This window comes from Trinickia terrae (assembly GCF_005144415.1).
GTDB classification, from domain to species: domain Bacteria; phylum Pseudomonadota; class Gammaproteobacteria; order Burkholderiales; family Burkholderiaceae; genus Trinickia_A; species Trinickia_A terrae.
Map to the genome: position 1 here is coordinate 194,046 of NZ_SWJE01000001.1, position 26,705 is coordinate 220,750.

The 26,705-nt window shown below is 61.8% G+C and carries 25 protein-coding genes and 1 pseudogene; 15 read left to right on the plus strand and 11 right to left on the minus strand.

Annotated features, from left to right (window positions below):
- Positions 1–18: 18 nt before the first annotated feature.
- The 5 genes from FAZ69_RS00820 (at position 19) to FAZ69_RS00840 (ending at position 6,085) form a co-directional block, all read left to right on the plus strand.
- The gene (locus FAZ69_RS00820; RefSeq protein ID WP_136892050.1) at positions 19–1,494 is read left to right on the plus strand and encodes an NAD-dependent succinate-semialdehyde dehydrogenase; all 1,476 of its coding nucleotides are present in this window, start codon (positions 19–21) and stop codon (positions 1,492–1,494) included.
- 117 nt (positions 1,495–1,611) lie between these two features.
- Positions 1,612–3,090, plus strand: a complete 1,479-nt coding sequence (locus FAZ69_RS00825; protein WP_136892051.1) for an aldehyde dehydrogenase family protein — start codon at positions 1,612–1,614, stop codon at positions 3,088–3,090.
- A gap of 125 nt (positions 3,091–3,215) precedes the next feature.
- A complete protein-coding gene (locus tag FAZ69_RS00830; protein ID WP_136892481.1) occupies positions 3,216–3,983 on the plus strand; it encodes a coniferyl-alcohol dehydrogenase in 768 nt (255 codons plus the stop codon).
- Positions 3,984–4,146: 163 nt separating this feature from the next.
- The gene (locus FAZ69_RS00835) at positions 4,147–5,043 is read left to right on the plus strand and encodes a SphA family protein (protein ID WP_136892052.1); all 897 of its coding nucleotides are present in this window, start codon (positions 4,147–4,149) and stop codon (positions 5,041–5,043) included.
- Positions 5,044–5,176: 133 nt separating this feature from the next.
- Positions 5,177–6,085, plus strand: a complete 909-nt coding sequence (locus FAZ69_RS00840) for a LysR family transcriptional regulator (RefSeq protein WP_136892053.1) — start codon at positions 5,177–5,179, stop codon at positions 6,083–6,085.
- A 56-nt stretch (positions 6,086–6,141) separates the two neighbouring features.
- On the opposite strand, the gene FAZ69_RS00845 is transcribed toward FAZ69_RS00840, so the two are convergent.
- The 5 genes from FAZ69_RS00845 to FAZ69_RS00865 form a co-directional block, all read right to left on the minus strand.
- Positions 6,142–6,990 carry a fumarylacetoacetate hydrolase family protein gene (locus tag FAZ69_RS00845; RefSeq protein WP_136892054.1) on the minus strand — a complete coding sequence of 283 codons (849 nt, stop codon included), beginning with the start codon at positions 6,988–6,990 and terminating at the stop codon, positions 6,142–6,144.
- Between the two features lie 5 nt (positions 6,991–6,995).
- Positions 6,996–8,273, minus strand: coding sequence for a flavin-dependent oxidoreductase (locus FAZ69_RS00850; protein ID WP_136892055.1), 1,278 nt, complete (start codon positions 8,271–8,273; stop codon positions 6,996–6,998).
- 103 nt (positions 8,274–8,376) lie between these two features.
- A complete protein-coding gene (locus FAZ69_RS00855) occupies positions 8,377–9,420 on the minus strand; it encodes a cupin domain-containing protein (protein ID WP_136892056.1) in 1,044 nt (347 codons plus the stop codon).
- 144 nt (positions 9,421–9,564) lie between these two features.
- Positions 9,565–10,842: a citrate/2-methylcitrate synthase gene (locus tag FAZ69_RS00860; protein ID WP_240702052.1), complete on the minus strand. Its 1,278-nt coding sequence runs from the start codon at positions 10,840–10,842 to the stop codon at positions 9,565–9,567.
- A gap of 22 nt (positions 10,843–10,864) precedes the next feature.
- Entirely contained in the window at positions 10,865–11,743 is an 879-nt protein-coding gene (locus tag FAZ69_RS00865; protein ID WP_206171163.1) for a LysR family transcriptional regulator, read from the minus strand.
- 257 nt (positions 11,744–12,000) lie between these two features.
- Between FAZ69_RS00865 and FAZ69_RS00870 the strand changes: the two genes are divergently transcribed.
- The 6 genes from FAZ69_RS00870 to FAZ69_RS00895 all read left to right on the plus strand — a co-directional run bounded on the left by FAZ69_RS00870 (position 12,001) and on the right by FAZ69_RS00895 (position 17,781).
- Positions 12,001–13,065, plus strand: coding sequence for an alkene reductase (locus FAZ69_RS00870; protein WP_136892057.1), 1,065 nt, complete (start codon positions 12,001–12,003; stop codon positions 13,063–13,065).
- Between the two features lie 31 nt (positions 13,066–13,096).
- The gene (gstA, locus tag FAZ69_RS00875) at positions 13,097–13,699 is read left to right on the plus strand and encodes a glutathione transferase GstA (protein WP_136892058.1); all 603 of its coding nucleotides are present in this window, start codon (positions 13,097–13,099) and stop codon (positions 13,697–13,699) included.
- A 10-nt stretch (positions 13,700–13,709) separates the two neighbouring features.
- Positions 13,710–14,456, plus strand: a complete 747-nt coding sequence (locus tag FAZ69_RS00880) for a pirin family protein (protein ID WP_136892059.1) — start codon at positions 13,710–13,712, stop codon at positions 14,454–14,456.
- Between the two features lie 17 nt (positions 14,457–14,473).
- Positions 14,474–15,061, plus strand: coding sequence for an isochorismatase family protein (locus FAZ69_RS00885; RefSeq protein ID WP_136892060.1), 588 nt, complete (start codon positions 14,474–14,476; stop codon positions 15,059–15,061).
- 54 nt (positions 15,062–15,115) lie between these two features.
- Positions 15,116–16,009: an SDR family NAD(P)-dependent oxidoreductase gene (locus tag FAZ69_RS00890; protein ID WP_136892061.1), complete on the plus strand. Its 894-nt coding sequence runs from the start codon at positions 15,116–15,118 to the stop codon at positions 16,007–16,009.
- Between the two features lie 224 nt (positions 16,010–16,233).
- A complete protein-coding gene (locus FAZ69_RS00895; protein ID WP_136892062.1) occupies positions 16,234–17,781 on the plus strand; it encodes a methyl-accepting chemotaxis protein in 1,548 nt (515 codons plus the stop codon).
- 102 nt (positions 17,782–17,883) lie between these two features.
- On the opposite strand, the gene FAZ69_RS00900 is transcribed toward FAZ69_RS00895, so the two are convergent.
- Both FAZ69_RS00900 and FAZ69_RS00905 read right to left on the minus strand, forming a co-directional pair.
- Complete coding sequence (locus FAZ69_RS00900; RefSeq protein WP_136892063.1) at positions 17,884–18,606, minus strand: hypothetical protein; 723 nt, start codon at positions 18,604–18,606, stop codon at positions 17,884–17,886.
- 77 nt (positions 18,607–18,683) lie between these two features.
- The gene (locus FAZ69_RS00905; protein WP_136892484.1) at positions 18,684–19,880 is read right to left on the minus strand and encodes a cytochrome P450; all 1,197 of its coding nucleotides are present in this window, start codon (positions 19,878–19,880) and stop codon (positions 18,684–18,686) included.
- Between the two features lie 438 nt (positions 19,881–20,318).
- Between FAZ69_RS00905 and FAZ69_RS00910 the strand changes: the two genes are divergently transcribed.
- From FAZ69_RS00910 to FAZ69_RS00925, 4 genes and pseudogenes are all read left to right on the plus strand, one after another.
- Entirely contained in the window at positions 20,319–21,992 is a 1,674-nt protein-coding gene (locus tag FAZ69_RS00910; protein WP_136892064.1) for a methyl-accepting chemotaxis protein, read from the plus strand.
- Positions 21,989–22,948 (plus strand): substrate-binding domain-containing protein, encoded by a 960-nt coding sequence (locus FAZ69_RS00915; protein ID WP_136892065.1) that lies wholly within the window; start codon positions 21,989–21,991, stop codon positions 22,946–22,948. Before FAZ69_RS00910 ends, FAZ69_RS00915 begins: the two co-directional genes overlap by 4 nt.
- A gap of 207 nt (positions 22,949–23,155) precedes the next feature.
- Positions 23,156–24,547, plus strand: coding sequence for a S8 family peptidase (locus FAZ69_RS00920; RefSeq protein ID WP_136892066.1), 1,392 nt, complete (start codon positions 23,156–23,158; stop codon positions 24,545–24,547).
- A gap of 4 nt (positions 24,548–24,551) precedes the next feature.
- Positions 24,552–24,845: pseudogene (locus tag FAZ69_RS00925) on the plus strand (integrase core domain-containing protein); the annotation flags it as partial.
- A 107-nt stretch (positions 24,846–24,952) separates the two neighbouring features.
- Here FAZ69_RS00925 and FAZ69_RS00930 read toward each other — a convergent pair.
- From FAZ69_RS00930 to FAZ69_RS00945, 4 genes are all read right to left on the minus strand, one after another.
- Positions 24,953–25,294 carry an H-NS family nucleoid-associated regulatory protein gene (locus FAZ69_RS00930; RefSeq protein WP_136892067.1) on the minus strand — a complete coding sequence of 114 codons (342 nt, stop codon included), beginning with the start codon at positions 25,292–25,294 and terminating at the stop codon, positions 24,953–24,955.
- Positions 25,295–25,437: 143 nt separating this feature from the next.
- Complete coding sequence (locus tag FAZ69_RS00935; RefSeq protein ID WP_136892068.1) at positions 25,438–25,638, minus strand: DUF6566 family protein; 201 nt, start codon at positions 25,636–25,638, stop codon at positions 25,438–25,440.
- Positions 25,638–25,988 (minus strand): hypothetical protein, encoded by a 351-nt coding sequence (locus FAZ69_RS00940; protein ID WP_136892069.1) that lies wholly within the window; start codon positions 25,986–25,988, stop codon positions 25,638–25,640. Before FAZ69_RS00940 ends, FAZ69_RS00935 begins: the two co-directional genes overlap by 1 nt.
- 182 nt (positions 25,989–26,170) lie before the next feature.
- Positions 26,171–26,593 (minus strand): ACT domain-containing protein, encoded by a 423-nt coding sequence (locus FAZ69_RS00945; RefSeq protein WP_136892070.1) that lies wholly within the window; start codon positions 26,591–26,593, stop codon positions 26,171–26,173.
- Positions 26,594–26,705 lie beyond the last annotated feature (112 nt).

Genomic DNA, 26,705 nt, shown 5'->3' on the forward strand with positions numbered 1-26,705 from the left:
CTTAGAGGCAAGAGAGGCATGCAACTCTCCGATCCAACCCTGCTGAAAACCCAATGTCTGATCGACGGCCGATGGATAGACGCCGCCGGCGGCGAGACCATCGCCGTGCGCAATCCGGCCACGGGTCAGCTGATCGCCAACGTGCCGTCGGTCGGAAGCGAGGAAACCGAACAAGCGATCGCCGCTGCCGAAAAAGCTTGGCCCGCATGGCGGGCGCGTACGGCGGATGAGCGCTCGCGCCTGCTGCGTCGATGGTTCGATCTCGTCATGCAGCATCAGGAGGACCTTGCGCTTTTGATGACGAGCGAACAAGGCAAGCCCTTGGCCGAAGCGCGCGGCGAAATCGCCTACGCGGCTTCCTACATCGAGTGGTTCGCGGAAGAGGCAAAGCGCGTCTATGGCGACGTGCTGCCCTCGCCGTGGGCCGACAAGCGGCTCGTCGTCACGCAGGAGCCCGTGGGCGTGTGTGCGGCGATCACGCCGTGGAATTTTCCGGCGGCCATGATTACCCGCAAGGTGGCGCCGGCGCTGGCCGCCGGCTGCACGATGATCGTCAAGCCGGCTTCGCAGACCCCGCTGTCGGCGCTGGCGCTGGCGGAGCTGGCCTGCCGCGCGGGTATCCCTGCCGGCGTTCTCGGCGTGGTCACCGGCAGCGCACGAGCCATAGGCGGTGTGCTGACCGCCAGCCCCACGGTACGCAAGCTCAGCTTCACCGGCTCGACCGAGATTGGCCGCGTGCTGGCCGCGCAGTGCGCACCGACGCTCAAGAAGATGTCGTTGGAGCTGGGCGGTAATGCACCGTTCATCGTCTTCGACGATGCCGACCTCGACGAAGCCGTGCAAGGCGCAATCGTCTCCAAGTATCGCAACACCGGCCAGACCTGCGTGTGCGCCAATCGGCTGCTGGTACAGGATGGCGTGTACGACGCCTTTGCGGAGAAGCTGCAAGCCGCTGTCGCTGCGCTGCGCGTGGGTGACGGCATGCAGGAAGGCGTCGAGCAAGGCCCGCTCATCGATCATTCCGCGTTGGAGAAGGTCGAGCAACTCGTGGGCGATGCGCTGTCCCGAGGCGCGCGTCTTGTCGCCGGCGGCGCCCGCCATCCATTGGGCGGGACGTTCTATCAACCGACGGTGCTGGCCGACGTGACGCCCGACATGCACGTGGCTAAGGAGGAGATCTTCGGCCCCGTCGCTCCGCTTTTTCGCTTCAGCAGCGAAGCCGACGCAATCCGTATGGCCAACGATACCGAGTTCGGACTGGCTGCCTACTTTTACACGACTGACGTGCGCCGTGTCTGGCGGGTTGCCGGCGCCTTGGCGTACGGCATGGTGGGAATCAACTCGGGGCTCATCAGCACTGCCGTGGCGCCCTTCGGCGGCGTCAAACAGTCCGGTATGGGCCGTGAAGGCTCGAAGTACGGCATTCACGATTACATCGATACCAAATATCTGTGCATGGGGGGCATCAAGCCCGATTCGCCGCCGGTTGGTTGACCTGCTGGCCGCGCACCGTTTCACCAATGACATATCGCTGGCTATGTGACCAGCAGCTTTGCATGGGATGGGGCTAAGCGCTAAAGCGCTAAGTCCCATCGACAGGAGACAAGAAAGATGGACATCTCAGAAGGGCTCGCATTCATGGACGCCGAAGCGCAGGCAGGCCGTTTGTTCGACAACGGCGTGTGGCGGCCGGCGCGCGGTGGTGAACGGCCAGTGATCGAACCAGCCACTGGACAAGTACTGCGTCAGGCCGGCATCGCCACGGCCGAGGATATGCGTGAGGCCATCGCGCATGCGGCCGCGGCGCAGCCGACCTGGGCGGCGCTTGCCCCGCGTGAACGCTCGGGCGTGCTGCTGCGCGCGGCGCAGTGGCTGCAACTGCATGTCGGCGAACTGGCGCACGCCATTGCTCGCGAAACCGGCGGCGTGATTCGCAAGGGCGAACAGGAGGTGAGCGCAGCGATCCTCCTGTGCCAGCTCGCGGCCGGCCTGCCGGTGCGTGCGCAAGGCGACGTGCTGCCGAGCACGCCCGGCCGTTTGTCGATCGCGCGGCGTGTTCCGTACGGCGTGGTCGGCGTGATCTCGCCATTCAACATCCCGCTCATTCTCGGTCTCCGCTCGGTGGCGCCCGCGCTCGCGCTGGGCAACGCGGTGGTGCTCAAGCCCGATTCGCGTACGCCATTCACCGGCGGCGCGATCATGGCTGAAATGCTCCGGCATGCGGGGCTGCCGGCCGGGGTGCTGCAGGTGCTGTCGGGCGATGCCGAGGCCGGCGAGGCGCTCGTGACGGACCTGCGCGTGCCGATGATCGCCTTCACCGGCTCGCCGTTGGTCGGACGTCGCATCGGCGAACTGGCGGGGCGTCACCTGAAGAAGGTATCGCTCGAACTCGGCGGCTCGAACAATCTCATCATCCTCGACGATGCTGACCTCGATGCCGCCGCAAGCGCTGCGGCCTTTGGCGCCTGGTTCCACCAAGGCCAGGTCTGCATGGCGAGCAACCGTGTGCTCGTGCATGAGGCTGTGGCGGAAGAACTCAAACAGCGACTGGTGAGCAAGGCGAAGCGCCTGCCGGTAGGTGACGGCGCTGCCGAGCGCGTGGCGCTTGGCCCGCTGATCGATCAGCGGCAACTGGAGCGTTTCGACGCGGTCGTGAAGGACACCATCGCGGCCGGCGCGAAGCTCGAGGCCGGCGGCGCCCACGAAGGTCTGTTCTATCAACCCACGGTGCTCTCCGGCGTCAAGCCGGGCATGCGCAGCTTCGACGAGGAGCCGTTCGGCCCCGTGCTCAATCTCGTCACCTTCCGTACCGACGAGGAAGCCGTCGAGCTGGCCAACAACAGCCATGGCGGATTGGCCGCGGGCGTGATCAGCCGCGATGTCGCTCGGGCACTCGCGATCGGCGAGCGCATCAACGCCGGCATGGTGCATATCAACGACCAGACCGTGAACAACGACTACACGAATCCATTCGGCGGACCGGGTCTCGGCGGCAACGGTACTTCCGTCGGCGGACCGGCGGACATCGAACAGTACACGCGCTGGCAATGGGTGACGATCAAGTCCGCACCGCCTGCCTACCCGTTCTGACGTCTCGCTTTGGACAACGCGGACGCGCGTTCGGGCTATTGCCAAGTGGCGTCTCTGCCGTTGCCAACACAGTTTTTCTCAAGTCCAGTTTGCGGGCGGATTCGCCCGTTGAGGAGTTCGCTGTTATGACGTTTTACGGAAAAACCATCGTGGTCACCGGTGTCAGTTCCGGCATTGGAGCCGACACCGCCAAGCTTTTGCGTCTGCAGGGCGCGCGCGTAATCGGTGTGGACCGAAACGACCCGCCATTGTCACTGGACGGTTTCGTCAAGGCCGACCTGTCGCAGGAATCCGCTATCGATGAGGCGCTCGAGCAACTGCCCGAACGCGTCGATGGCCTCGCCAATATTGCGGGCGTGCCGGGCACGGCGCCGCTCGACCTGGTGGCGCGCGTCAACTATCTCGGGCTGCGCCATTTGACGCTGCGGCTCGTGCAACGGATGCCCGCTGGCGCGAGCATCGTCAACATCTCGTCGATGCTGGGCTCGAAATGGCCGGAACGGCTCGAGCAGCATCGAAAGTTGGCGGAGACGCCGAGCTTCGAGGCCGGGCTCGCGTGGCTGGCCGAAAACCCGATTCCCCAAGAGAGCTGTTACCAGTATTTCAAGGAAGCGCTGATCGTCTGGACTCTCACGCAGTCCCAGAGGATTTTTCTCGAGAGAGGTGTTCGCATGAACTGCGTGGCGCCGGGGCCGGTGTTCACGCCACTGCTTGGCGATTTCGTCGCGATGCTCGGCGAAGAGCACGTCAAGAAGGAGGCATGGCGTATCAAACGGCCATCGTTCAGCGACGAGATTGCGTCGGTGGTGGCGTTTCTTTGTAGCGATGCGGCGCGCGGCGTGACCGGCGTCAATCTTCCGGTCGATGGCGGGTTGGCCTCGACCTACGTCTGATCAATGCATTTGCGAATTGCCGCCATGGCTTTCTGAAGCGATGGCGGCCGATTCGTCGGAAGCAGCACGAAGCGAATAGGGGAGGATGATTGGTGAGATATTAATTAGTGATGCGTATGTTTTATTAAAAGAGAAACGACAACTGACAAGGAAGGAGACATCCATGTACGAAAAAACACCGTGTGCGTTGCTTATGACTGGTCTCGTCGCCATTTCAATGGCGATTTCAGCGCATGCTACTGAAGGAGGCGGCAGCATGTATCCGAACGGCATCGAAAGCTTCAACCTGGCTGCGGTGCCGCCCGTACCGGGCACGTACCTGCTGCTTTATGGCGTGCATGACGAGGCCGATCGTCTTATGGATAACAACGGCGACAGGGTGCCGGTCGACTTCAGCTTGCGTGCGACGGCCATCATTCCCCGATTCGTCGAGGTTACGCCATGGCACCTGTTGGGCGGTCAGCCAGTGTTCCACGTCATTGCTCCGCTGGTGGACCTCGACGTTCGACTGAACGGCAAATCGGATTCGCGCCAAGGGTTGGGCGACATGGTCCTCGGCGGAGGTCTGGCCTATCATCTTTCGCAGAACCTCCAATCCGTCATCGCGCTGGATGTCTTCGCTCCCACGGGGCAGTACGACAAGAACCGCCTGGCCAACATCGGCCGTCACTACTGGAGCGCGGAACCCGTGCTCGGTGTCAGCTATCTCCAGCGTTGGGGAATCAACGCCGACCTGAAAGTGATGTATGACTTCAACGGGCTCAACGATGCGACAGACTATCGCTCCGGCCAAGAGCTGCACGCCGACTTTGACCTCGGCTGGGGATTCAACAACGGCTGGAAGGTCGGCGTGGGTGGTTACGTGTATCAGCAGACCACCGCGGACCGGCAATACGGAAACACTGTGCCCGATAGCCGCGGCCGTGCTATGGCCTTGGGACCGACGGTGATATTCGACGCGGGCAAGTGGTTTGTCAGCGTCAAGTACCAGAAGGAGTTCGGGGTGCGCAACCGGCCCGAGGGTGACGGACTGATCGTTAAAGCGGCCTTCCCGCTTTGATCGGGTACCATCGCGCTGCACGGCAAGGACGGCTTCACGCGCCGACGGCGAGATGACCTCAGCGGACGCACCGCTGCGCAGCGGTGCGTCCGGAAAAGCCGTGTTTCATTCTTCTCGTACAAATGATCAACCCATGGACGATCTGGACCCGAAGCTTCTCGTACTTTTCGCGAAGGTCGTTCGGCTAAATGGCATCAGTCGCGCAGCTCGAACGCTCTCGATACCGAAGGCCACGATCAGCCGCGGTTTGTCGCGGCTCGAGGAGTCGCTGGGCGCGCGGCTGTTCGAGCGTTCGTCACGCGGGATGCGGCTGACCGAATCAGGCGAGCGGATATATCTTCATTGCCAGCGAGTCATCGAGGAAATCGAGGAAGCAAAGGCCGCTGTCAGCGTGACGAAGAAAGCCATGTCCGGCCAGCTCCGGATTGCTTCGCCGCTGACGTTCGGCCGTTCTCTGCTATCGCCGGTGCTGCCCCGGTTTCTGGCCCGCCATCCACAGTTGTGCGTCGAAGTAGAACTCACGAATCGCCTCGTGGATCCGATCGAAGAAAATTTCGATCTTGTGATTCGGCTCGGGCCGCTAGCGGACACTTCGCTGATTGCCAAGCCGTTAGGAGCCGTCGAGTTCGCGGCGTGCGCAAGCCCCGGCTACTTGAAGGACCGCGCCGTGATCCACCATCCCCGGGATTTGTCACGCCATGCCGTCATCGATTTCTTCGGCGGGGCCGAGCATCGCAACTGGGTTTTCACAAAAGGTAACGAGCGCGAGGAGATCGAAGTTGTCCGTCGCTTCGATGCCAATGACCCTGTCTTGCGGCTGGATGCGACCATCGCGGGGCTGGGCGTGTCGCTTATACCCTTGTGGCTGCTTCGCAAAGAGGTGGCACAAGGACAGCTTGAAATCGTGTTGCCGCAATGGCAGTCGACGCGCTGCAGTGAAATCTACGCGGTCTATCCGAATCGCCGGAGCCTTTCCGCCAAATCCCAAGCCTTTCTCGCTTTCCTGAGTGAAGAGATACCTGCTCTGCTATCTGGAGCGTAGGTTGGGGCGAGCGCAGCATGTTTCCGGGGAAGCATGCTGCGCAGACCATATACGTCTTACCTGACGTCAACGCTCATGCTGCCCAGCCCTTCGATGGTTGCGTGAATGACATCGCCGGTCTGTACCGGACCAACCCCTTCGCAGGTGCCGGTCATGATGACATCGCCGGGCAAAAGCGTGTAGAACGTCGACGCCCACGCAATCTGTTGCGCGATGCTCATGATCATGTGGCGAGTGTTCGATTGCTGCCGCAACTGCTCGTTGACGCTGAGGCTGAACGGCAGGCTCTGCGGGTCTGGAACTTCGTCTGCCGTGGTCAGACATGGTCCAAGGACCGAATAGGTATCGATGGATTTGCGGAACGATCGGTCCTCGTTACCACGCACCGTCATATCCAGTGCGATGGCGTAGCCGGCGACGTGCGACAGCGCCTGTGTCAGCGCGATGTTTTTGCCCGGCTTTCCGATAACCACAGCCAACTCGATCTCGTGATGGGTCGGTCGATGCGGGAAGTGGACCTGCACCCCTTCGCTGCAGCCGACCAGCGAGCTCGTCGCTTTCAAAAAAAGCCCTTGGTCTTCGATGCCACCGTCATATTGCTTGAATGTGGCGGTAGCGTTTTGGGCCTCTCGAACGTGGTCCGTGTAGTTCACCGGCACCCCGATGATCTTCGACGGTCGCGCCACCGGGCTCAGCAGACGCACCTCCGCGAGCGGATGGCGGCGCGCCAGGTTCTTCAGTCGCACGATGGCTTCCCGTACGGTGTCGAGATGAGCCACCAGCGCGTCGCCGAGCGGATGGGGATACCTTGGCTGCGGAAGCGCTTCCAATGCGGGGGTCACGTCGAGCACCTCATTGCCGATGACCCAACCCAGGCGGTCATCGTCGAACCAGCAGATTTTCATGTGTCTTACCTCGGTTCAGCTGCCGCAGCTTGGACATGCGTTTTGTCGAAGCCCGCCACCGCGCGGTAACGTGCTTGCCACAGCTCGAATTCTTGCTCCGAGAGCACATCCTCGATCTTGTCGAACGGTTTGTCGCCGGTCCGTTCTTCGACCACGCGCAGAATAGCGTCGGGCGATATCTCGCGGTTAGCGAGCACGACTTTGCCTGTGGCTTCCAGGCGTCTCGCTTCGTATACCTTCAACGTGCTCACCGGATCGTCACGCGTGACCAGCAGGTCCGCCAAGGTGAGTGCATCGATGATTGCTTGCGCCGCGCCATTGGAGCCGCGAGGCATCATCGGATGCGCAGCGTCGCCCAACAGGGTTACGCGTCCTTGTGACCAGAATGGCAGGGGATCCTGATCGACCATCGGATATTCGTAGATCGATTCGGCTGCGCGCATGACGGCGGGGATGTCGAGCCAATCGAAGCGGCAGTTTTTGAAGTTGTCGATGAAAGCCTCGACCGATGCGGGGCGATTCCAGTCGCGCAACAACATCTCGTCGGGCCGCTCGATCTCGACCACCCAGTTGAGCAGCTGACGGCCCTGCGGGTCTACGTTGTTGCGGACGGGATAAAGAACAAGCTTTCCGGTCTTCTGTGTGCCGAGGTACACCATGCTGGCGCCGCTCAGGAAGGGCTTCCAATACGTCGTACCTCGATACTGCGTGGTGCCTTCGTAGCGGGGGACTGCCTCGACCGGATGCATTTGCTTGCGCACGACCGAATGAACGCCGTCGCAGGCGACGGCGACACTGCCGCGAATCGCGGGAAGCGGGTTTTTGTCCGCATCTTGAACGTGTACCGACACAGACTGGGTGTCTTGCGAGACTCCGGTGCAGCGCCGACCGAGCTCGACGGCGTCGGCGCCGAGCCGTGCGCGCACCGCATCGAGCAGAACCTGATGCAGGTCGGCGCGGTGAATCGATAGCTGGGGCAGCGGATAGCCTGCAAAACGGCCGCGCAGCTCTTTGTTGACGAGCTGGCCATGGCGCGTATAGAAGCAGACTTCGCGTGTTGGAACGGCGCGACGTTCGAGATCCTGCACTACGCCTAGACGATCGAGTGCCGCTATTGCATGCGGCAGCAAGTTGATTCCGACGCCGAGCGGTTTGATCTCGGGTGCGGACTCGATGACGCGGCAGGGCACTCCAACCTTGTGGAGGGCCAGCGCGAGGGCAAGACCGCCGATGCCGGCGCCGATTACGATGATGTTTGAATCGATGTTGTTCGTAGTATTCATATATGTGTCTCTTGTCGATCGGAGTTGGCGCTTTAGCGCTTACTTCAGCGCCTACCCCGATCTCGGTGGAGGCCTGTGTGCTGAGCGCCGACGGCTGCGGGCCTTAAGCGCGTACTTCTTCGACGAGATAACCGAGGCGGGCAAGCACCTCGCGATCCGTCATCATGAAGAGCCGGGCATTTCCGCTTGAGGCGCGATGCGATACCCAGTTCCAGTGCGGAACGGTGAAGACGTCGTTTGGCCGCCAGCGGATTTCCGTCGATCCGATCTGGGATTCGCCTTCTCCTTCCAGCACGGCAACGATCGTGTTGTAGGTGGTTCTGCGTGCGACCGTCCGAGCGTTCGCGGACAGCTCGAGTGCATAGCAGTCGATGGTGGGCATCACTGAGCCGCCACTCGTGGGGTGGGTATATCGCACGGTCTTGGAGCCGTCGGCGGCAGCCGGCATGCTTTCGAAGGTGCGACACATGGATTCCCACGTATAGCGCAGCAGCGGGAACGCAGTGCCTTCAGGAATTAGCCCCTGAGGCGACATGCCGGCCTGCGCGAAAGCATTACCCGCGACAGACGGCGGTGGCGAAGCCGTGCGGCCGCCGGCCGGTCCCGGTTCGAACGATACGATGCCCAGATCGAACAGCGCGAGGGGCAGGTCGAGTCCGTCGAGCCAGACCATGCGATCGTCGCCGTTATTGACGTGACCATGCCAGCACATGGGAGGCGTCAGAATGAGGTCGCCCCTCTTCATCGGCACATGCTCGCCGTTGACGGTGGTGGTCGCCGAGCTGCCCTCGAGGATCATCCGGATGGCTGAAAGCCGATGGCGATGTTCGTGCGCGTGCTCGTGCGGTCCGAGGATCTGCAACGCGGCATTGAGGTTCGTCGTGGTTTTCACCTTGCCGCCGAACGCCGGGTTGACCAGCAGCAACACGCGCCGCTCGGCATCTTCCATCTGCACTTCGGTCGCCGCTCGTTCGATCATGGGCAGCATGGATTGCCAAGGCCAGATGAACGCCGTATCGGGCGCGGTCGGCTCGCGTGTCATCAGGGTCTTGAACCTGTCCCAAAGGGGCTGAACATGGACGCTTTCGAGCGCTGCAATCAGGTCGCGATAGTCAGGCTGGGCGGGAGCCGGAGTGGCTTTTTGCATGATCGAGCGATTGTCTCTAGTAGTTTTGATGGCTCCATACTAGGACGCAAATTTCGGAATGAACGCCGCGTTTTTCAACTCCGCGTTTCAAAATTGGAACGCTCTCGACGTTGTTCCCCCTTTTTGCCTCATTTCCTGTCGCTCCTATCGCGCGGCCGCGGCAGCAGGGCCGACATACTCCACGCGCGGCCGCACCAGGAATCCGGCAAGTCGCTGCTCGAATGCGTGGGCCAACCATCCCGCGGTGCGGCTGAGTGCCATCAGCGCTCCCGTGCTGCGGGGCGGCAACTGAAGCGCTATTGTCATGCCGGCAAGTCCGACGCTCAAACTCGGCATCGCGCCGAGCTTGGTGCGGGCGGCTCGAATCGAGGCAAGCACGACTTCCGCTTGCTTGTTCTTCTTGGCGTGCGCGTGAAGCATCCTCAGCAGGAAAGCGGCGCGGGGATCGCCGTCGGGATAGATAGCGTGGTTGTAGCCGGGCAGGGGGTGTTTGCGCAGCATGATCTCCCGCAAGCCATCCACGTATTTCGCCGGTGTGGTGAATTGACGAAACATGTCTTCGGCAAGATCGCAACCGAGACCGGTCATCATCCCCTCAAATGCACCGAGGGCCGAACTGACGCATGAGTAAATATCGGCGCCCGCCGACGCGGCAATGCGAGCGACAAAGGTGGACGGCGCCAGCTCATGATCGGCGCAGATGATCAGCACGGCGTTCAGCAACGCGACGTTGTCCGGGCTGGGTTCGAGGTCGAGGCTGTCGCACAGCCACTCGGCAAATGAAGCTTGCGCTCTCGCTGGCTCGAAGCGTGAATGCGTTCGCAGGAAGCCGAGCATGGACGCCATCACCTGCATGAGTTGGCGTGCCGCAAGTGCAGACGTTCCGGAACTGAGTTCGGCGTTGGCGCCGTTGCATATCGCCAGCGCTTCCACGCTCAACGAGAAGAGTCGCCGCGTATTGCCGCGGCCCGCTGCCGCGGCGATGGAATTCAAAAAACCATCGAATGCCGGCGGCAGTGGTTGAACTGGCCAAGAGGGGGACTGCACCGGCAGTACGCCACCCCAGAGCAGTTCTATGCAGTCTTCGAAAGTATGTCCACCGCGCGCCAAATCTATTGCCAGCATGCCGCGGTAGCGTGGCCCTTCATTCGTGATTGCGGTAATGCTGCTCTTCAATACGGGCTCGCCGCCGATTCGCAGCGCGCGCTGAGCCGTTTGCACGCGAGGACGATCCTTGCGTCCGCGCATCAACAGCACCTCGACATCCTGTCGATAGTACAGGCTGCCTTTGTGCCCCGGGGGGGCGCTGACGGCCCGAATCAACCCGCGGCTCACGTACGAGTAAAGCGTTTGCGGCTTGACCGCCAACACGGCCATGGCGGTTTTGGCGTCAATCAGTTCGTTTGGGATGTCTTCTTTCATCTAGTTGCCGTGCATTGGCGCGTTACCGTCCCAGACGTTCCCGGAGGAATTCGATGAATCGCTGCGTTTTGGCCGGCAACATGCGGGTTTCCGTGATGGCATAGACCGGCATCGGTACGCCGTGCCATGCGGGCATGATGAGACGCAGCCGGCCGCTCGCCAGTTCGTCAGCGACGATCTCCTCGGGCGTCAAGATGATGCCCATGTCGAGCGTTGCCAGACGACGGATTAGGCCCACGTTGTTGAGCGTGAATCTCCCTCCCGCCGAAACTCTGACGGTTTGTTTGCCGTCGTGCAATGTCCAGAAACCCAAACCCGTCTTCAACATGGACAGGCACTCGTGCTTTTCAAGGTCGGCGGGCTCTTTGGGCTCGCCCGAGCGTTCGAGGTAGCCGGACGAGGCATAAAGGCGTGGCTGGAGCAAGGCCAACTGGCGGGCAATCAGTTGAGAATTCTCGGACTCCCCCATGCGTATCGCGACGTCAAAGGGCTCGCCGACTAAATCGACGCGCCGAGGCGTCAGGTCGAAATCGAAAGCGATCCCCGGATAGAGGCTCGCGAATTCCGCGATCAAGGGCGCCAAGTAGGTCACGGCGAAGTCCACCGGCAACGAGGCCCGAAGTACGCCGCTCGGTTGCGCGAGCATCTCGCCGAGTTGTTCGTGCGCCAGTCGGGCTTCATCGACGATGCGCTTGCAGCGCTCGAAATAGAGCCTGCCTGCTTCGGTCAGCTCGACCTTGCGCGTCGTGCGATGCAGCAGGCGCAGCCCGATCGCCTTCTCCAGCACACTGATCCGCCGGGACAAGGTCGAGTTGGGAATCCCGATTGCGTCGGCAGCCCCTCGAAAGCCCTTAGCTTTCACGACCTCTACGAACAAGGCCATGTCGTTCAGATATTCCACCGTGATTGCTCCGTTCAGGGATCAATTTACTGCGGCCTCGGAGCAATTGCCGGCTCTACTTGGGAAGCATTGCGGCGGCCAGTGAATCGATTGATCCGGAATTGGATCAATGTTATCCAAATGGACGTATTTATTCCAACTGAAATGAAAGCGATGATGCCTCCCCAGAAGAGCCCGGGCGGGCATTTCAAGGGACGCTTTCGCAGGCACTGAAGCCGACCCGTCTTTCCATCTCACTCACTTTCACGATCACACCCATGAGTCAGCTGTTTACTTCCGTTCGTGTCGGGCGCTACACCCTGTCCAACCGCCTTGTCATGGCGCCGATGACGCGCTCGCGCGCCCAGTTCGACGGTACGCCTGGGGAACTCGCCGCCGAATACTATGCGCAGCGCGCCAGCGTCGGCCTCATTGTTACGGAAGGCACCCAGCCATCGGACGATGGTCAGGGCTATCTCGCCACGCCGGGCATCTACAGCGACGCGCATGTCGCTGGTTGGAGCAAGACCACCGCTGCCGTGCATGCGAAGGGTGCTCATCTGTTCATCCAGCTCATGCACGCCGGCCGCATGTCGCACCCCGACAACACGACGCATCATCGGCAGGGCGTCGCGCCTTCGGCCATCGCGCCGGGTACGCAGATGTTCACGCCGACCGGCATGCAGGACATCCCCGTGCCGCGCGCTTTATCCCAGGAGGACGTGCGCGATACCGTCCTGGACTTCCGCTATGCGGCTCGCCGCGCCATCGAAGCCGGTGCGGACGGCGTCGAAATCCACGGCGCGAACGCCTACCTCATCCAGCAGTTCTTTGCGCCGAGCGCCAATACGCGCACCGATGAGTACGGCGGTTCGATCGAGAACCGCGCGCGCTTTGCCATCGAGGTGGCCGCCGCGATCGCCGAGGAGATCGGCGAGGATCGTACCGCCATCCGCCTGTCGCCCGGCACGACGATGTGGGGCATCGACGAAGGCGCGGAAGGTCCGGACCTCTACCGCTATCTGGCCACCGAGCTCGACAAGCTCGGTCTTGCCTATCTGCACATCATGCACCAGGGCAACGAGCCGCTGCTGGCCGACATTCGCAAGCTCTGGAAGGGCACGCTGATCCTGAACAGGCCGGGGCGCCCGCGCGATGGAATCGGGGCCGATGTGGCCTCGGGGCTGGCCGATCTGGAAGCCTACGGCCAGATGGTGTTGGCGAACCCGGATTTCGTGGCTCGGCTGAAGAGCAACGCGCCGATGAACGAAGCGAACCGCAATGGTTTCTTCGGCGGTACGGAGCAGGGTTACATCGACTACCCGACGCTGGCGGCGCAGTGATCTCACCGCACCCTATCTCGAGGACATCGCCGTGAAGCTCTACTACGCTCCCTCTACCTGCTCGCTGGCCCCGCACATCGCGCTGCGCGAATTCAGGCAGGAATTTTCCCTGGTCAAGTTCGACATGCGTACCCGGCTGCTCGACAACGGCACCGACCTGTTCAGTGTGAACGGCAAGGGCATGGTGCCGGTGCTCGAACTGGACGACGGCCAGCGGCTGACCGAGGTCGCCGCCATCCTCCAGTGCATCGCCGACCTCACCCCCCAGGCGCATCCGCGCTCGGACGATCCGCTGTGGAAGTACCGGGTCATGGAGTGGCTGAACTTCATCGCCACGGAGATCCACAAGATCTTCTGGCCCATCTTCCACGGGGGGGCCGAGGACGAGAACGCCAAGGCTCGCCAGAAACTTGCGCAGAGCTTCGCCTGGGCGGCGGGCCAGTTGGGCGATCGACCTTACTTGATGGGTGAGCACTTTTCGGTCGTGGACGCCTACTTCTTCGTCGTTCTGAACTGGGCGAAACCGGGCGGCGTTGACCTCAGCGCGTGGCCCGCGCTGGGCGACCACATGCGGCGGATGCGCGAGCGGCCCGCTGTGGCCGACGCTATGCGCGCCGAAGGGCTGCTTCGCTGAGGCGCACATCATGACGACGACCTTCACCACCGCCCCCGTGCAACGTGCCAACCACGGCAGCCACTTCCGCGCCTACGGCCTGCGCGGCGTGGCCGGGCTGATCGACCCGTTCGTCGGCGTCGATCACGCTTGGATGAGCGCGCCGACTTTTCCACCGCATCCCCATGCTGGTTTCTCGGCGGTGTCCTATGTGTTTCTCGGCTCGGAAACGGGTATCGACAACCGCGACTCAATTGGTACCCGCAACCTGATTCAGCCTGGAGGCCTGCACTGGACGACGGCTGGAAGCGGCGTCGTCCACGAGGAAGTTCCGGCGGAGACCGGCAAGACCGTCCATTCGCTGCAGATCTTCGTCGGTCTCGCTCGCGAGCGGCAAGGCATGGCGCCGTTCGCATTGAGTGTGGAACCGCAGGACGTGCCACTGGTTCAACTGCCCGGGGTCAAGGTGCGCGTGCCGGCGGGCAGCTTTAACGGCACGCGGTCCCCGCTGAATCCGCCCACCGACGTGACGATGCTCGACATTTCGCTGGACGAGGGGGCCGAACTCGTGCTGCCCGTCGAGGCTGGACATTGTGCTTTCGTCATGCCGATCTTCGGCGCGGCGACGGTGGATGGCCAGAGCTTCGAACGCGACGATCTCAAGCTCCCGGTATTTCCGGCACAAGCCACGCCTCGTGCGATCACGCTCCGGGCATTCAATGGCAGCGCGAAGGTCATGTTTTTTTCCGGTGCGCCGTTGCGCATCGCTTCAATTTAGGTTCGGAGGATTCCGTCATGGCTTATGAACGATTCACCTGCGATAACGCCGCGGTACTGTTGATCGACCACCAGGTCGGCACCATGAGCTGGGTGCATTCCATCGCCTTCGAGGAAATGAAACGCAACGCGCTGATGCTGGCGAAGACCGCCCGCATCCTGAAGATGCCGGTCGTCCTGACCTCGAGCATGGAGGAGTACGCGCAGGGACCGCTGTTGAGCGAACTGGAAACCATCCTGCCGGCAGAATTCGCCGCCCGCATCAAACGCGCCGGCGTCGTCAACGCGATGGAGGACGAGCATTTCGCCGCGGCGGTCAAGGCGACTGGGCGAAAAAAGATCATCGTCGCCGGCGTCACCAACGACGTGTGCACGGTGTTTCCCGCTTTGAGCCTGTTGAGCGACGGTTACGAAGTGCAAGTCATCGCCGACGCCGGCGGTTCGCCGGCCAAGATCGCCGATGACATGGCCTTGCGTCGTATGGAAAGGGCGGGCGTCACCCTGTCCAGTACGAATCAGGTGATCGCCGAACTCGCCGGCAGTTGGGGCACGCCCGAAGGGATGGAGATAGCGCAAAACGTGCTGATGCCGGCATTGCAGGGATAAGGTCGGGGAGCCAAATAGGGATCTCCATTTACTGCATTTTTGGAGGATGTGACATTGAAGCGAAACAAGAGCGTGGTGTGGGATCGCATCGACGCCGCGAACCTCGACCTCCGAGGACTACAGGTCGCTGTCGTCGGGGGCACAGGCGGTATCGGCCGAGCGCTCAGCCGCTTCCTGGCATCGCGCGGTGCGAACGTGGTGGTCGTGGGACAAACGTTCCGCGACGCTGGAACACCCGGGATCGAATTCATCCAGGCCGACCTGAGCCTGATGCGCGAGGCGCAACGTGTTGCTGCGCTGTTGCCGGCCGAAACGCTGGATCTGCTCGTGTTTACCACCGGAATCTTCGCTGCGCCCGAACGGCAGGAGACTCTGGAAGGAATCGAGCGCGACATGGCCGTGAGCTATCTGAATCGGTTCGCGATTCTGCGCGCGATCGCGCCGAGGTTGGGAAGCGGGCAGCGCAAGTCGCCTATGAAGCCCCGCGTGTTCGTGATGGGCTACCCTGGCAGCGGCCAGATCGGCAACCCCGATGATCTCAATGCCGAAGGGTCGTACAAGGCGATGGCGGCTCACATGAACACCGTCGCGGGCAACGAGATGCTCGTGCTCCACGCGGCGAAGCAATATCCGCGCGCTGCGTTCTTCGGACTGAATCCCGGCCTGGTCAAGACGAATATCCGCGACAACTTCCTTGGTAAAGGTTCGCTCAAGTCGCGCGTTACGGAGGCGCTGATCGGGCTGTTCACGCCTTCGGCCGACACCTATGCCGAGCGCATCGCGCCGCTGCTGGTATCGCCGGATATCGAGTGCGATAGCGGCGCCATGTTCAACAACAAGGGTGCGGCGATCCTGCCGTCGCCGGGACTGACGGAGGCGCATATTCGTCAGTTTATGGCATCGTCAGAGGCGCTCTTGGTGCGAGTGGATTCGCGCGCGAGGTACTGAGCGGCCACGGCGTCGGCCTCGCATCGTTCCATTTTTTGAACGATGCGTTCCAGCAGCATTTGCCGTTGCTTTGACAGTTACGATCGGGTCAGGAGGCAATGTGATGCCTTGAGCCAACGCTTGGCAGCGTGCAGGCTCATGAGCGGCACACGCGAATACATCGTACCCGCCAAGCGACGGGATCCTGCTGAAACATCGAAAAACAAACGGCCCGCATCGCAGCAATGACGAACATCAGATCCCGACTCTCATTCATCTTTGCGACCCTTTGCGGGTTGTGCGTCGGGATTGCTTCGATCGCGCTGCACGGTCTAGCGCAGGCCAACGCACGCGCGGAGCAGACCTATCGCGAGCTGGCACTTCCCAGTCAATATCTTTCCGACGCGTATCGGGACATGCTCATTGTCGTAATTCAGGTCAATGAGGCGAATCGATTGAATGACCTGAACGCAAGCAGGCCGCAGTTTGAAACTGTGGATCACATCGTACCTGTCGTAAAGAACGACATACAGTTGTTCCTGGACATCAGGAAGTCGGACGCTGTAGAGCGCCTCGCCTCGACATTCGTAAGCGACTTCAACAATACGATGTCAGGTTTGCTCGAATCTGTGCGGCTCGCAAGAAATGGCGATGTGACCGGTTCCTCGCGTGAGATGTTGCGGACGCGACCTTATGGCATCGCCACAGGCATGGATATGGTTCGACTGACAGCATTGATCAACTCGGAAATGGTGGCCGCACACACGAAAGCCGCGGACGACTATGTGACGATACGGGCTTGGCTAGCCGGCGCGCTGGTGATGGGTGGCATCGCGTGTGGGCTGGCTGCATGGTGGCAGATGCGGTCGTTCAACCTCAGCGTGACCAACATTCAGGAAACGCTGCATCAGGCAAGCCGCTCGCTGGACCTGACCAAGCGCGCAGAATCCTCGCGCAACGACGAGATTGGACGGACCGCATCGGCGTTCAATGGATTGATTGCGCACGTCGCCGGTGCAATCAGTGATGTTCGAACAGTCGCTGGCGTGGTGCACATCGCCGCGGTGGAGATTGCGTCCGGCAACGAGGACCTGTCGGCTCGCACTGAGAAGCAAGCCATATCGCTGGAACAGACGGCGTCGAGCATCGCGCAGCTTACCGAGATCGTAAAGCAGAACACGGACAACGCACGACAAGCCAACGCGCTCGCGTCGCGAGCGACGGGTCTCGCCGATACCGGCGACGATGCAGTGCAGGGCATGGTGCACACGATTGGCCAGATCAGCGGCAGTTCGACAAAGATCTCGGAAATCACCGGGGTCATAGAAGGCATTGCATTTCAGACAAACATCCTTGCACTCAACGCAGCGGTCGAAGCAGCACGGGCCGGTGAGCAGGGGCGTGGCTTCGCCGTCGTTGCCAGCGAGGTGCGTAGCTTGGCACAGCGTTCAGCAGCGGCCGCTAAAGAGATCAAGGAGCTGATCGACTCGTCGGTCGCGATGATTCGGGGCGGAGCGCAACAGGTTTCCGAAGTCGGCGTGACAATGGGGGAAGTCAGGCAGGCGATCAAACAGGTGTCCGACATCGTCGGCGAAATCGCTTCGGCCTCGGAAGAACAAAGCCGAGGCATTGAGCAGGTCAACCGGGCCGTTATGCAGATGGACGGCGTCACGCAGCAGAATGCCGCACTGGTGGAACAGGCGGCCGCTGCTGCGCAATCGCTTGAACAGCAAGCGATCAAGCTTAAAGAGGCGGTGTCCGCGTTCAAGGTGGCCGACACGGTGTCGTTGTGATCGCGAGATGCGCTCATCGAGAAGCGTTTCCGACCACCTGCGCCGAACAATCGGGCGCCGCTGCCGAGCGGCGCCCGTCAGCCGCCGGATAAGCGTCGGCAACTAGAAACGCAAAACAGCGGCGGCTTCGAGGCGATTGACGGCGAGATCGGGCAAGCGTGCCTGTATGCCGTGGCTTGAACCGACATACGACAAATCGAATTGCGCTGAACGGTATTGATAGGACACGCCGACGTTCCCATAGCCATATCCGATTCCGAGTTGAGTACGTGCGTCGAAGTAACCGATGCCCGCGTGCAGCGTCCAAGCCGAGTAGCTGATCGGCAGCCTGCCGACAAGGTTGTATTCGAACGTGTAGCCCTTGGGACTCGGACCGAACTGAGTGTTCGGAGACACGCCTACGGACAAGGAAACCAAGTCGCGCCACGAGGCAACGGCTTGCGCCTCGTCGTAAGCGGGCTTCGCGTAGGCGACATGTGTGAACTGGTAGTGCTCCAGCATCAGATCAGCGCGCCACGCGCCCTGGCGCCAGTCATAACCGAATGTGCCGATCGTTAGCGTACCAACAGGTCCTCGGTGCTCGATTCGAGCCTCCGTAACCGAGACGGCGGCAAACGGGCCTCCAACGGGATACCATTCCGCGGCTGCGCTCAACGACGGCGCACCGAGATCAAGGCCGCGCAACGAACGCGCCGTCGCCCCGCTGAACGAGAACTGCCAGTCCGACGCCGCGTGTGCACTATCGTTGCCGAGTATCGCGAAAGCGATTGGCCCCGTCCGGAGGAGGACGTTCAGTATTTGCCTGAGGCCCTTGTGTCCGGTCATCGCCGAAGATCCGGAGCCGCATCGCGAGTCGGCTGGATACGAGGTAGCGTTGATTCGGACTTTGCTCCGACTCACCCCTACCATGCCGACATCAGTGCATTGACTCCCCGCAGGTTGCCGCGCTGATTCCAGCTCAACTGATCGAGAGTGGTCAGCCGGAGATGCGGCAGGCGTTCGAGCAGCGCGCCGAGCGCTGACTCGAGCTCGATCAGCGCGAGCCGGTATCCTAGGCAATGATGGATGCCTGCGCCGAAAGTGTGTAGACGTCCTTGCTTCCGGTCGATGTCGAGACGATCCGGTTCCGAGAACTGATCCGGATCGCGGTTGGCGGCGCCCAGCATCAGGAACACCATCGTCCCGCGCGGCACCACCTCGCCATCGATTTCGACATCCTCCATTGCCGCGCGTATGGTCATCTGCACCGATCCGTCATAGCGCAGGCATTCCAGCACGGCATTCGGCATCCGCAGCGGATCGCGCTTCAGCAAATCGAGCTGCTGCGGGTTGCGATGAAGCGCGATCAACGCATTGCCGATCATGTTCGACGTTGTCTCGTGACCGGCGATAAACAGCAAGATGACGTTGGAGACGATTTCGTCGTGCGTCAGTGTGTCGCCGGCGTCCTCGACGCGCAGCAGTATGGAAATCAAGTCGTTTCCGGGGTGCGCGCGGCGAGCCTCGATCACCTTGGAAAAATACAGCGCAAGCTCCTCATATGCGGAGCTCGTCTGGTCCAGCGCTTCGGCGCTCATTGGCGCGGGATCGAACACCTTCGCCAGCTTGCTTACTGCCGCGCCGAGGGTGATGGCTTCGTCGACAGGGATATCCAGCATTCGGCAGACGATCAGAACGGGAAGCGGAAAGGCGAATTCCGACACGAGATCGACTTGCTTGCGTGGCTCGAACCCATCGATCAGCTGATGGGCGGTGGCGATCGCGAGTTCGCGCATCGTCTCAATCTGCCGTGTGTTGAATGCTTTCATCATCAGGCCGCGCAGACGCGTATGCGCGGGGGGATTGAGCATCAGGAACATTCTGCCGACCCCCTGGAACAGCGGCATCTTCGGACCGTCATCGCCATACCGCACGCGGACGCTCTCCATATAGCTCTTGCCCATTTGCCGGCTTTGGAGCAGCGCGTCGACGATGCCGTAGCGCCCGGTCATCAGCGCGTTTGGCGCGATGCGCGCGAACGGGCCTTGCGAGCGGAGCGTCTCGTAGAGCGGGTAAGGATTTTCGAGGAACGCGGGAGTGGATAGATCGGCGAGTTTCATCGAGGGTGACAGACAGGCGGAAGTAGAAAGCGTAACGCAGGCGCACGTCGATGCTTCGGAGCGACGTGCATGATCATACAGGGCAATATGGACCGAGCGCGTGGTCCAAAAATGGAACACCGATTTCCATTTTTCGCTCTTAATTTGATTTCGAAGACGGGAGAATATACCAACTTGTGCGCCCATCGCGAATGCGGCCCATCGCGCTATCGAGGTTGGTGCCGATGACGTCTAAATTCACTGCGCGAACGCCTGCCTTATCCATCACCGGACCCGAGAAGCTCGGGCCCATCTATTTGCACATTGCCCAACTAAACAGCGAACCGCTCGTTGTGGTGTATCGAAGCGCCGACAACGACGAGCACACGCGGATCAGCGGTGCACTCGATTCTCGTGTGTCGGCGCGTGAGATCACGGCAGCGACGGACTGGAAATCGGGTGTTCGTCGGTCTCCAATCGATAAAATTTCTGCGATTCCCGTCGTTCACGTATAAGCAATACGAAATAAATAAAAAAGCTGGTTTCTTCTGTTGGTGGTTTCATTTCCCGGATTACTACGCGATGATTGTCCTGTCCAGACTGTCGGTCACCCGCAAGCTGCAAATCGTTCTCGCCGTGGCCCTATCGAGCCTTCTGCTGGTAGGTTTTTTTGGCGTTAGCCAGACCACCGGTGTTACATCACGTACCGATGCGATAACACAGAGATGGATGCCCATGGCCCTGCAGGCGCAGGGCATAAGCCAACTTGCCGCTACGGTCCGTAACAGAGAGTTCGCGTATATCCTCGTGCGATATGACCAGCGTGAGCAGGTTCTGCCCGCGCTGCAAAACAGCATTGCCGAGATGAATGAGCGGATCAAGAGCTTTGGCAAGCTGCCTCTCGAGAATGCTGAGCGCCAGACCTATGAGCGTGTCGTGGCGGCATGGCGTGACTACCTCGCACTGAGCGCGAGAATCCAGGACGAGGTGGACAACGCATCGCCGAATGCAGCTCGCGCCATCATCATGCAAGACAGTGCGAAGAGCTTTGAGTTGTTTACCGCCGCCTTGGATGAACTGTCAAAGTCGAGTCAGACGAGGGCGAGTCAGGCAGGCGACGATGCGGCGGGTGTCGCGAAGCGCGCACTTTGGCTGATTGGCATGGTGGTGACCGTTGCCATCGCGATGGCGGCTGGTTTGATGACGCTTGTATCGCGATCCATAACAGGGCCGCTCAGCCGCGCCGTTGATCTGGCTCAGACAGTTGCGCGCGGTGACCTGACGCGCCAGATTGTGGCGAACGGGGATGACGAAACAGCCCGGCTCGTTCGCTCGTTATCGCAGATGTCGGAGCATCTACGCCAGCTTATTGGCGAGGTACGAGATGGCGTGGAGTCGGTCAATACCGCCTCGAGAGAAATCGCCGCCGGCAATCTCGATCTGAGTTCGCGCACCGAAAATGTCGCTTTCAGCGTCCAGCAGACAGCAGCGCGCGTGGAGCACCTCGGTGAAGCGGCATCCCAGTCCACCCGTACGGCGCTGGAAGTCAACACACTCTCGCAGAATGCCTCCACTGCTGCGGAGCGTGGCGGAGAAATCGTGTCGCGCGTGGTCACGAACATGGCCGACATCGTTGCCGCGTCCCACAAGATTGGAGAAATCACGGCAGTCATCGACGGCATTGCCTTTCAAACAAACATTCTCGCATTGAATGCAGCGGTGGAAGCGGCGCGCGCAGGCGAACAAGGACGTGGCTTTGCGGTAGTTGCGAGCGAAGTGCGAAGCCTTGCCCAACGTTCTGCTGGGGCCGCGAAGGAGATCAAGGAATTGATCGAATCATCCGTTCAGCGGGTGGAAGCGGGCAGCGAACTCGTTACGCAGGCTGGGCGCGCGATGAATGACATCGTCGCATCGGTGCAACGTGTGGGGACCTTGATCGGCGAAATTGCGTCCTCAGCAGAAGAGCAGCAGCGCGAGCTCTTGCAAGTGCATGGCGCAGTCGAACAGATTGATCAAACTACTCAGCAAAACGCGGCGCTGGTCGAAGAATCGGCATCCGCTGCTGCGTCGTTGCGCGACCAGGCCGATAGGCTTGCGCAGTTGGTATCGGTCTTCCGCGTGAGTGCTGTATGAATATTCGTGAACTCTTCATTGCGCTCGGCTTCGCATGCATCATCGGTGTCGGACTGGCTCCCCGTATCGCCGATGCCGAGGACAGGGCGACTGATCGACCGAAGATCGGCGTCGCGATGGCATCGTTCGATGACAATTTTTTGATCTTGCTGCGCGAGGCTGCGTCGAGAGAGGCGCGCCAACGTGGATGGAAACCGGTGTTCGTCGATGCACGCGGTGACGCCAAGCTGCAAACGACCGAGATTGCGAAATTGGTGACGGAGGAGCACGTTGCAGCGCTTGTTGTACGGCCAGTCGACAGCAATGCAACGGCTGAGGCGACCGAGATCGCCCGCAGGGCAGGGGTGCCGGTTGTCTACTTCAACCTCAGGCCGGTCGAACCGATGGGGCGTGGCGCCGCGTACGTAGGCTCCGACAACCTGGAAGCGGGGCGTCTTCAGGGAGAGTACGTTGTGCAGCGGCTGAACGGGAAGGGCAATATTGCCATCATGGTGGGACCGGCGGGATCCGAGGATGCCGTGCAGCGGACGCTCGGCGTAAAGCGTGCCATCGCGCGCGTTACGGGAATGCATGTCGTGGCCGAGGAGGTGGGCAACTGGCGGCGCGACTTGGGGCTCGACATCATGAAGCGCTGGCTTGCCGAACAAAAGGACATCCAGGCCGTTGTTGCGAACAACGACGAAATGGCGATCGGCGCAGTCATCGCGCTGCGCAAGGCGGGCAAGGATCCGCGAAGTCTTCTGATCGTGGGTGTGGATGCAACGCCTGATGCGCTCGCGCAGATGGATAAAGGGGCGATTGGCGCAACCGTGTTGCAGGACGCGAAGGGGCAGGGAGGGGGAGCCGTGGATTTGGCTATCCGCATGAAATCGGGCGACGCTGGCGTGCCTGACAACGTAGATGTGCCATTCAAGCTCGTCACACCGGACAACTACAAGGCATTTTTGGATTACTGAGTGTCGATCCCGAGCGGCTGGGGTTGTCCATGGATTCCCGAAGGGCCGGGCCAAGCCGTGCCGTCAAAACCAGCGACTATGGCTTGTTTTCGGCATTGGGGAATTTCCGATATATGGGAATTATGCGAGGCACATCGCAACCTTCTACACGGAAATCGACACTCACGGTCAGCATCCCGCCATTTCCCCCCTTGAGAGAAGACCCGGTTGGATACCTTGGATAGAGCGTGCCTCGGAGCGGCGCTGAAACGACTGGGCAGGGCGCTCGGGACGAAACCTGGCAAGCGGCTCGCGTGCCTCCTGTTGCCGCTCGTGGCGGCCTGCGCGGGTAGCGGCCTGATTCCGCCGTCCAACATCGAGATCGATCCCGCCGCGCTCGAGCAGATGAAGGACCACGGCGACCGCATGATCGTCGTGACCGTGGCCAACCCGAGCGAATCGGTGCCGGTGCTCGCCGGCACGACGGTCGGCGGCTACGGCGGCGCGCCCGGCTATGCGGCCTACGGCGGCGCGCGCGCCACCGTGGCCGCGCTTGCGAGCGACTACCGGCTGCGCGAGGTGACGGCCTGGCCGATCGTCGAGTTGAAGGTGCACTGCGCCGTGTTCGAGGTGACGGGCCTGGAGACCCGTGACGCCGTGCTCCAGAAGCTCGCGCATGACAGCCGCGTGCAGATCGCGCAGCCGCTGCAGTCCTTTCACACGCTGAGCTCGCTCTCCGGGCCGCCGGCCGGCTCGCTAACGGCGCCCGGCTACGACGGCAACTATGTCAGCCTGCAGCACGGGCTGCGCGACATCGACGCGCTCGCCGCCCATCGCGTCTCGCAGGGCGACGGCGTGCGCGTCGCCGTGATCGATACCGGCGTCGACGTGGGACACCCGGATCTCGCGGGCCGCGTCGTGCTCGCGCGCGACTTCGTCGAAGAGGACAAGTCGCGGTTCAACCGCGACCGGCACGGCACCGCCGTGGCCGGCGTGATCGCCGCCAATCCGAGCAACGGACGCGGCATCGTCGGCGTCGCGCCGGGCGCGCAGATCCTCGCGCTCAAGGCGTGCTGGCAGGGGCCGGGCGGCAACGGGTCGTTCTGCAATTCGCTGACGCTCGCGCAGGCGCTCGTGGTGGCGATCGAGGCGCATGCGCAGGTGATCAACCTGAGCCTCGCCGGGCCGCCCGATCCGCTGCTGGCGCAGCTCGTCACGTTCTCGCTCGATCATGGCGCGACGGTGGTCGGCGCCGTGCCGCCGAACGGCGATTTGCGCGCGTTTCCGGTCGGCGTGCCGCGCGTGATCGCCGCCGACGTGGCCGGAACCGGCGCGCGCGCCGCCTCGGTGATCCAGGCGCCGGGCCGCGATGTGCTTACGCTCACGCCGGGCGGGCGCTACGATTTTCAGTCGGGCTCGTCGTTCTCGACGGCCTATGTCTCGGGGATCGTGGCGCTGTTGCTCGCGGTCGATCCGCAGCTCGACGCCGGGAAGGTCTACGCGGCGCTCAAGGCCGGCATCGGCGAGGGCGCAGCGTCGGGCACGCGCACGGTCAACGCCTGCGGCGCGCTGGACGCCATCTCCCAGCATGCCTGCCCGCCGGTGAGCGCCGCGCGCTAAGGAGCGCCTGCTGGACATGTGAGCGTACCGCTACAAGGTTCGCATCGACTTCAGCCGCCAGCGCAAGCCAACAGATAGCAGCTTCATCGAAACGTTCAACGGTTCGTTCAGAGACGAATCCCTGAACCTGCACTGGTTCGCCTCACTGGACGAAGCCAGACGCGAGATCGAAACGTGGTGCCGGGACTACGATGAGGGCTGACCTCACATGGCGCTCAAGGATTTGACGCCGGGCGAATTCGCCCGGCAATACAGCCTCCGGCCGGTGGCCGAAGGCATCAATAGTGTCGACGACTAACGCTCGACACTGTCCAGAAAACCCAAGCGGATCAGACTTTCTGCAAGGCATTGGCCACCCGCCTTCGTGGCAAGTCCTTGGAGCGCGATCGTCGGCTTGACAGATGTTCAACGCGCGGCGCTGTATGCCGGGCGAACGGATGCAAGTCGGGTGCCGGCAAACGGGTCTCTGCTCCAGTCGACAGCCGCTTGCCCGCGGTTAGCCGGCTTGGACTCGCTGGCGACGGCGAAGTGTTTCAAAGACTGCCCAGCGCTTTGCGCTTGCATGAGCCACTGCGGCATGGCTCCTTTGCCGTCCCACGTGTCGCCGAAAGCGTTTTCATAGCGCGCTGATTTCTGGCGTTTGCGGTCCGCGGCGAGCGCTGCCGCAAGGTCGGCTACCTTGATGCCAACCTGCGCCATGCGGCGCTGCAGATACGCAATCATGCTGTCGCGTTTTCGCTCGTCCATTTGCTTGCCCTTTGAAGTGCTTGCGATGGGCCTAAGTATCGGCAAGCAGAGGGGCTGCGTCGATCTCGGATTCTGAAAACACTGTTCGTGCTGGGACGCAGGTCACGCCTGATGTGCCGTGCCGACGGTTTGCTCCCTCGAAGTCAACCGTGGTTGTCTATCCAGGCGCGGCACCAGTTCAGGCCGACACGTTCTGCGTCTGTCTCCGTTTCGAAATTGCCCAGCACGCCGGACGTTTCCACGAGCTTGTTGTTGCGCATGATGGTGCCGCTGGCGGCATACCCGGTGCCCTGGCGGATGGCGTGCCCCCAAATCAAATATCCCTTGTGGAGCTCCGCCTCCATCAGCGGGTCACCTCGGGTTGCGCGCCTCGCGTACCGACGCGCAGCACATTGCCTCCCGGGGTCAGCAGCGGCGGGAGGTCCCGCAGTTGCGGCGGCGTATTGGCGGTGACGGCGCGAGCGGCCGGGGAGCGCTTTATCGGCTTCGGCGTGCTCGCCGCGACGTGGTTCGGCTTCGCCTTTGCGGCGTGGGATGCTGCCGATACACGATGTGGCCTGGGTTTTGCCGCGGCGTGGCTGCCTGCGTGCGGCGCTTGCCGGGCTTCAGGCGGGTTCCAGATTTCCACGTAGTGTTCGCCGGCGTTGGCGACGGAAGCGCTTGCCAGCAGCATTGCGCCCAGAACTCGCAACATTTCATCTCCCTACCTTCAAGCCAGATGCTTTTACGCATGCGGGTAACCCATGGGGACTCGCTCGCAGAAAGTGCCGGTTCACTCCCGGCGAGCTGCCTGCAGGATACTGTATAAATATACAGGTGTCACGCGTTACCCACGCCGGGACGAAGCCAGCCCTTTCACAGCGTGGCTCGGCCGCTTCAGGCCCGCTGCAGAATGTCCACCGCCTTTTCGGCGTCGTCCAGCGAGTCGAGCGCGAGATAGGCCACGAACTGTGAGCCAAGCACCGCAGCCGAAACGCCGCGAAGGTTGATCCCCCCGTCTGCGAGCATCTGGGTCAATTGCGAGACGATCCCCAACTGGTCCAGCCCCATGACGCGCACTGATTGAAGGCTCGGCGTGACGCTGAACCCCACCTGGGTGGCGGCACGGATCTCGCGTTCCCCCTGCAACGGGGCGACAAACACGACCCCCTTGCCCGGCGCTTCCGGCGTGCGCCGTGCGACGACAAACTGCAAGTCGATGCCCGCATCCCGCAAGGCGCTTAATACTTGGGCAAGCCCGCCCGCTTTGTCCTCGATGGTGGCCGCCCAGACATCGACGCGTTCCACGTTCAGTTCCATGGCAGTTCCTCCCGCCGCTCGAACCTTGATCAAAAAAATCTAGTTCACCAATGGCATGCCGGCAAGGCCGGCAGCGTAAGCGATTGCACCTGCCTCACAACCGCCGCGCACG

Bases quoted from the DNA above. Each gene is read 5' to 3' on its own strand.
- FAZ69_RS00820 (WP_136892050.1), top strand. From the start codon at position 19: ATGCAACTCTCCGATCCAACCCTGCTGAAAACCCAATGTCTGATCGAC.
- FAZ69_RS00825 (WP_136892051.1), top strand. From the start codon at position 1,612: ATGGACATCTCAGAAGGGCTCGCATTCATGGACGCCGAAGCGCAGGCA.
- FAZ69_RS00830 (WP_136892481.1), top strand. From the start codon at position 3,216: ATGACGTTTTACGGAAAAACCATCGTGGTCACCGGTGTCAGTTCCGGC.
- FAZ69_RS00835 (WP_136892052.1), top strand. From the start codon at position 4,147: ATGTACGAAAAAACACCGTGTGCGTTGCTTATGACTGGTCTCGTCGCC.
- FAZ69_RS00840 (WP_136892053.1), top strand. From the start codon at position 5,177: ATGGACGATCTGGACCCGAAGCTTCTCGTACTTTTCGCGAAGGTCGTT.
- FAZ69_RS00845 (WP_136892054.1), bottom strand. From the start codon at position 6,990: ATGAAAATCTGCTGGTTCGACGATGACCGCCTGGGTTGGGTCATCGGC.
- FAZ69_RS00850 (WP_136892055.1), bottom strand. From the start codon at position 8,273: ATGAATACTACGAACAACATCGATTCAAACATCATCGTAATCGGCGCC.
- FAZ69_RS00855 (WP_136892056.1), bottom strand. From the start codon at position 9,420: ATGCAAAAAGCCACTCCGGCTCCCGCCCAGCCTGACTATCGCGACCTG.
- FAZ69_RS00860 (WP_240702052.1), bottom strand. From the start codon at position 10,842: ATGAAAGAAGACATCCCAAACGAACTGATTGACGCCAAAACCGCCATG.
- FAZ69_RS00870 (WP_136892057.1), top strand. From the start codon at position 12,001: ATGAGTCAGCTGTTTACTTCCGTTCGTGTCGGGCGCTACACCCTGTCC.
- FAZ69_RS00880 (WP_136892059.1), top strand. From the start codon at position 13,710: ATGACGACGACCTTCACCACCGCCCCCGTGCAACGTGCCAACCACGGC.
- FAZ69_RS00885 (WP_136892060.1), top strand. From the start codon at position 14,474: ATGGCTTATGAACGATTCACCTGCGATAACGCCGCGGTACTGTTGATC.
- FAZ69_RS00895 (WP_136892062.1), top strand. From the start codon at position 16,234: ATGACGAACATCAGATCCCGACTCTCATTCATCTTTGCGACCCTTTGC.
- FAZ69_RS00900 (WP_136892063.1), bottom strand. From the start codon at position 18,606: ATGACCGGACACAAGGGCCTCAGGCAAATACTGAACGTCCTCCTCCGG.
- FAZ69_RS00905 (WP_136892484.1), bottom strand. From the start codon at position 19,880: ATGAAACTCGCCGATCTATCCACTCCCGCGTTCCTCGAAAATCCTTAC.
- FAZ69_RS00915 (WP_136892065.1), top strand. From the start codon at position 21,989: ATGAATATTCGTGAACTCTTCATTGCGCTCGGCTTCGCATGCATCATC.
- FAZ69_RS00930 (WP_136892067.1), bottom strand. From the start codon at position 25,294: ATGGACGAGCGAAAACGCGACAGCATGATTGCGTATCTGCAGCGCCGC.
- FAZ69_RS00935 (WP_136892068.1), bottom strand. From the start codon at position 25,638: ATGGAGGCGGAGCTCCACAAGGGATATTTGATTTGGGGGCACGCCATC.
- FAZ69_RS00940 (WP_136892069.1), bottom strand. From the start codon at position 25,988: ATGTTGCGAGTTCTGGGCGCAATGCTGCTGGCAAGCGCTTCCGTCGCC.
- FAZ69_RS00945 (WP_136892070.1), bottom strand. From the start codon at position 26,593: ATGGAACTGAACGTGGAACGCGTCGATGTCTGGGCGGCCACCATCGAG.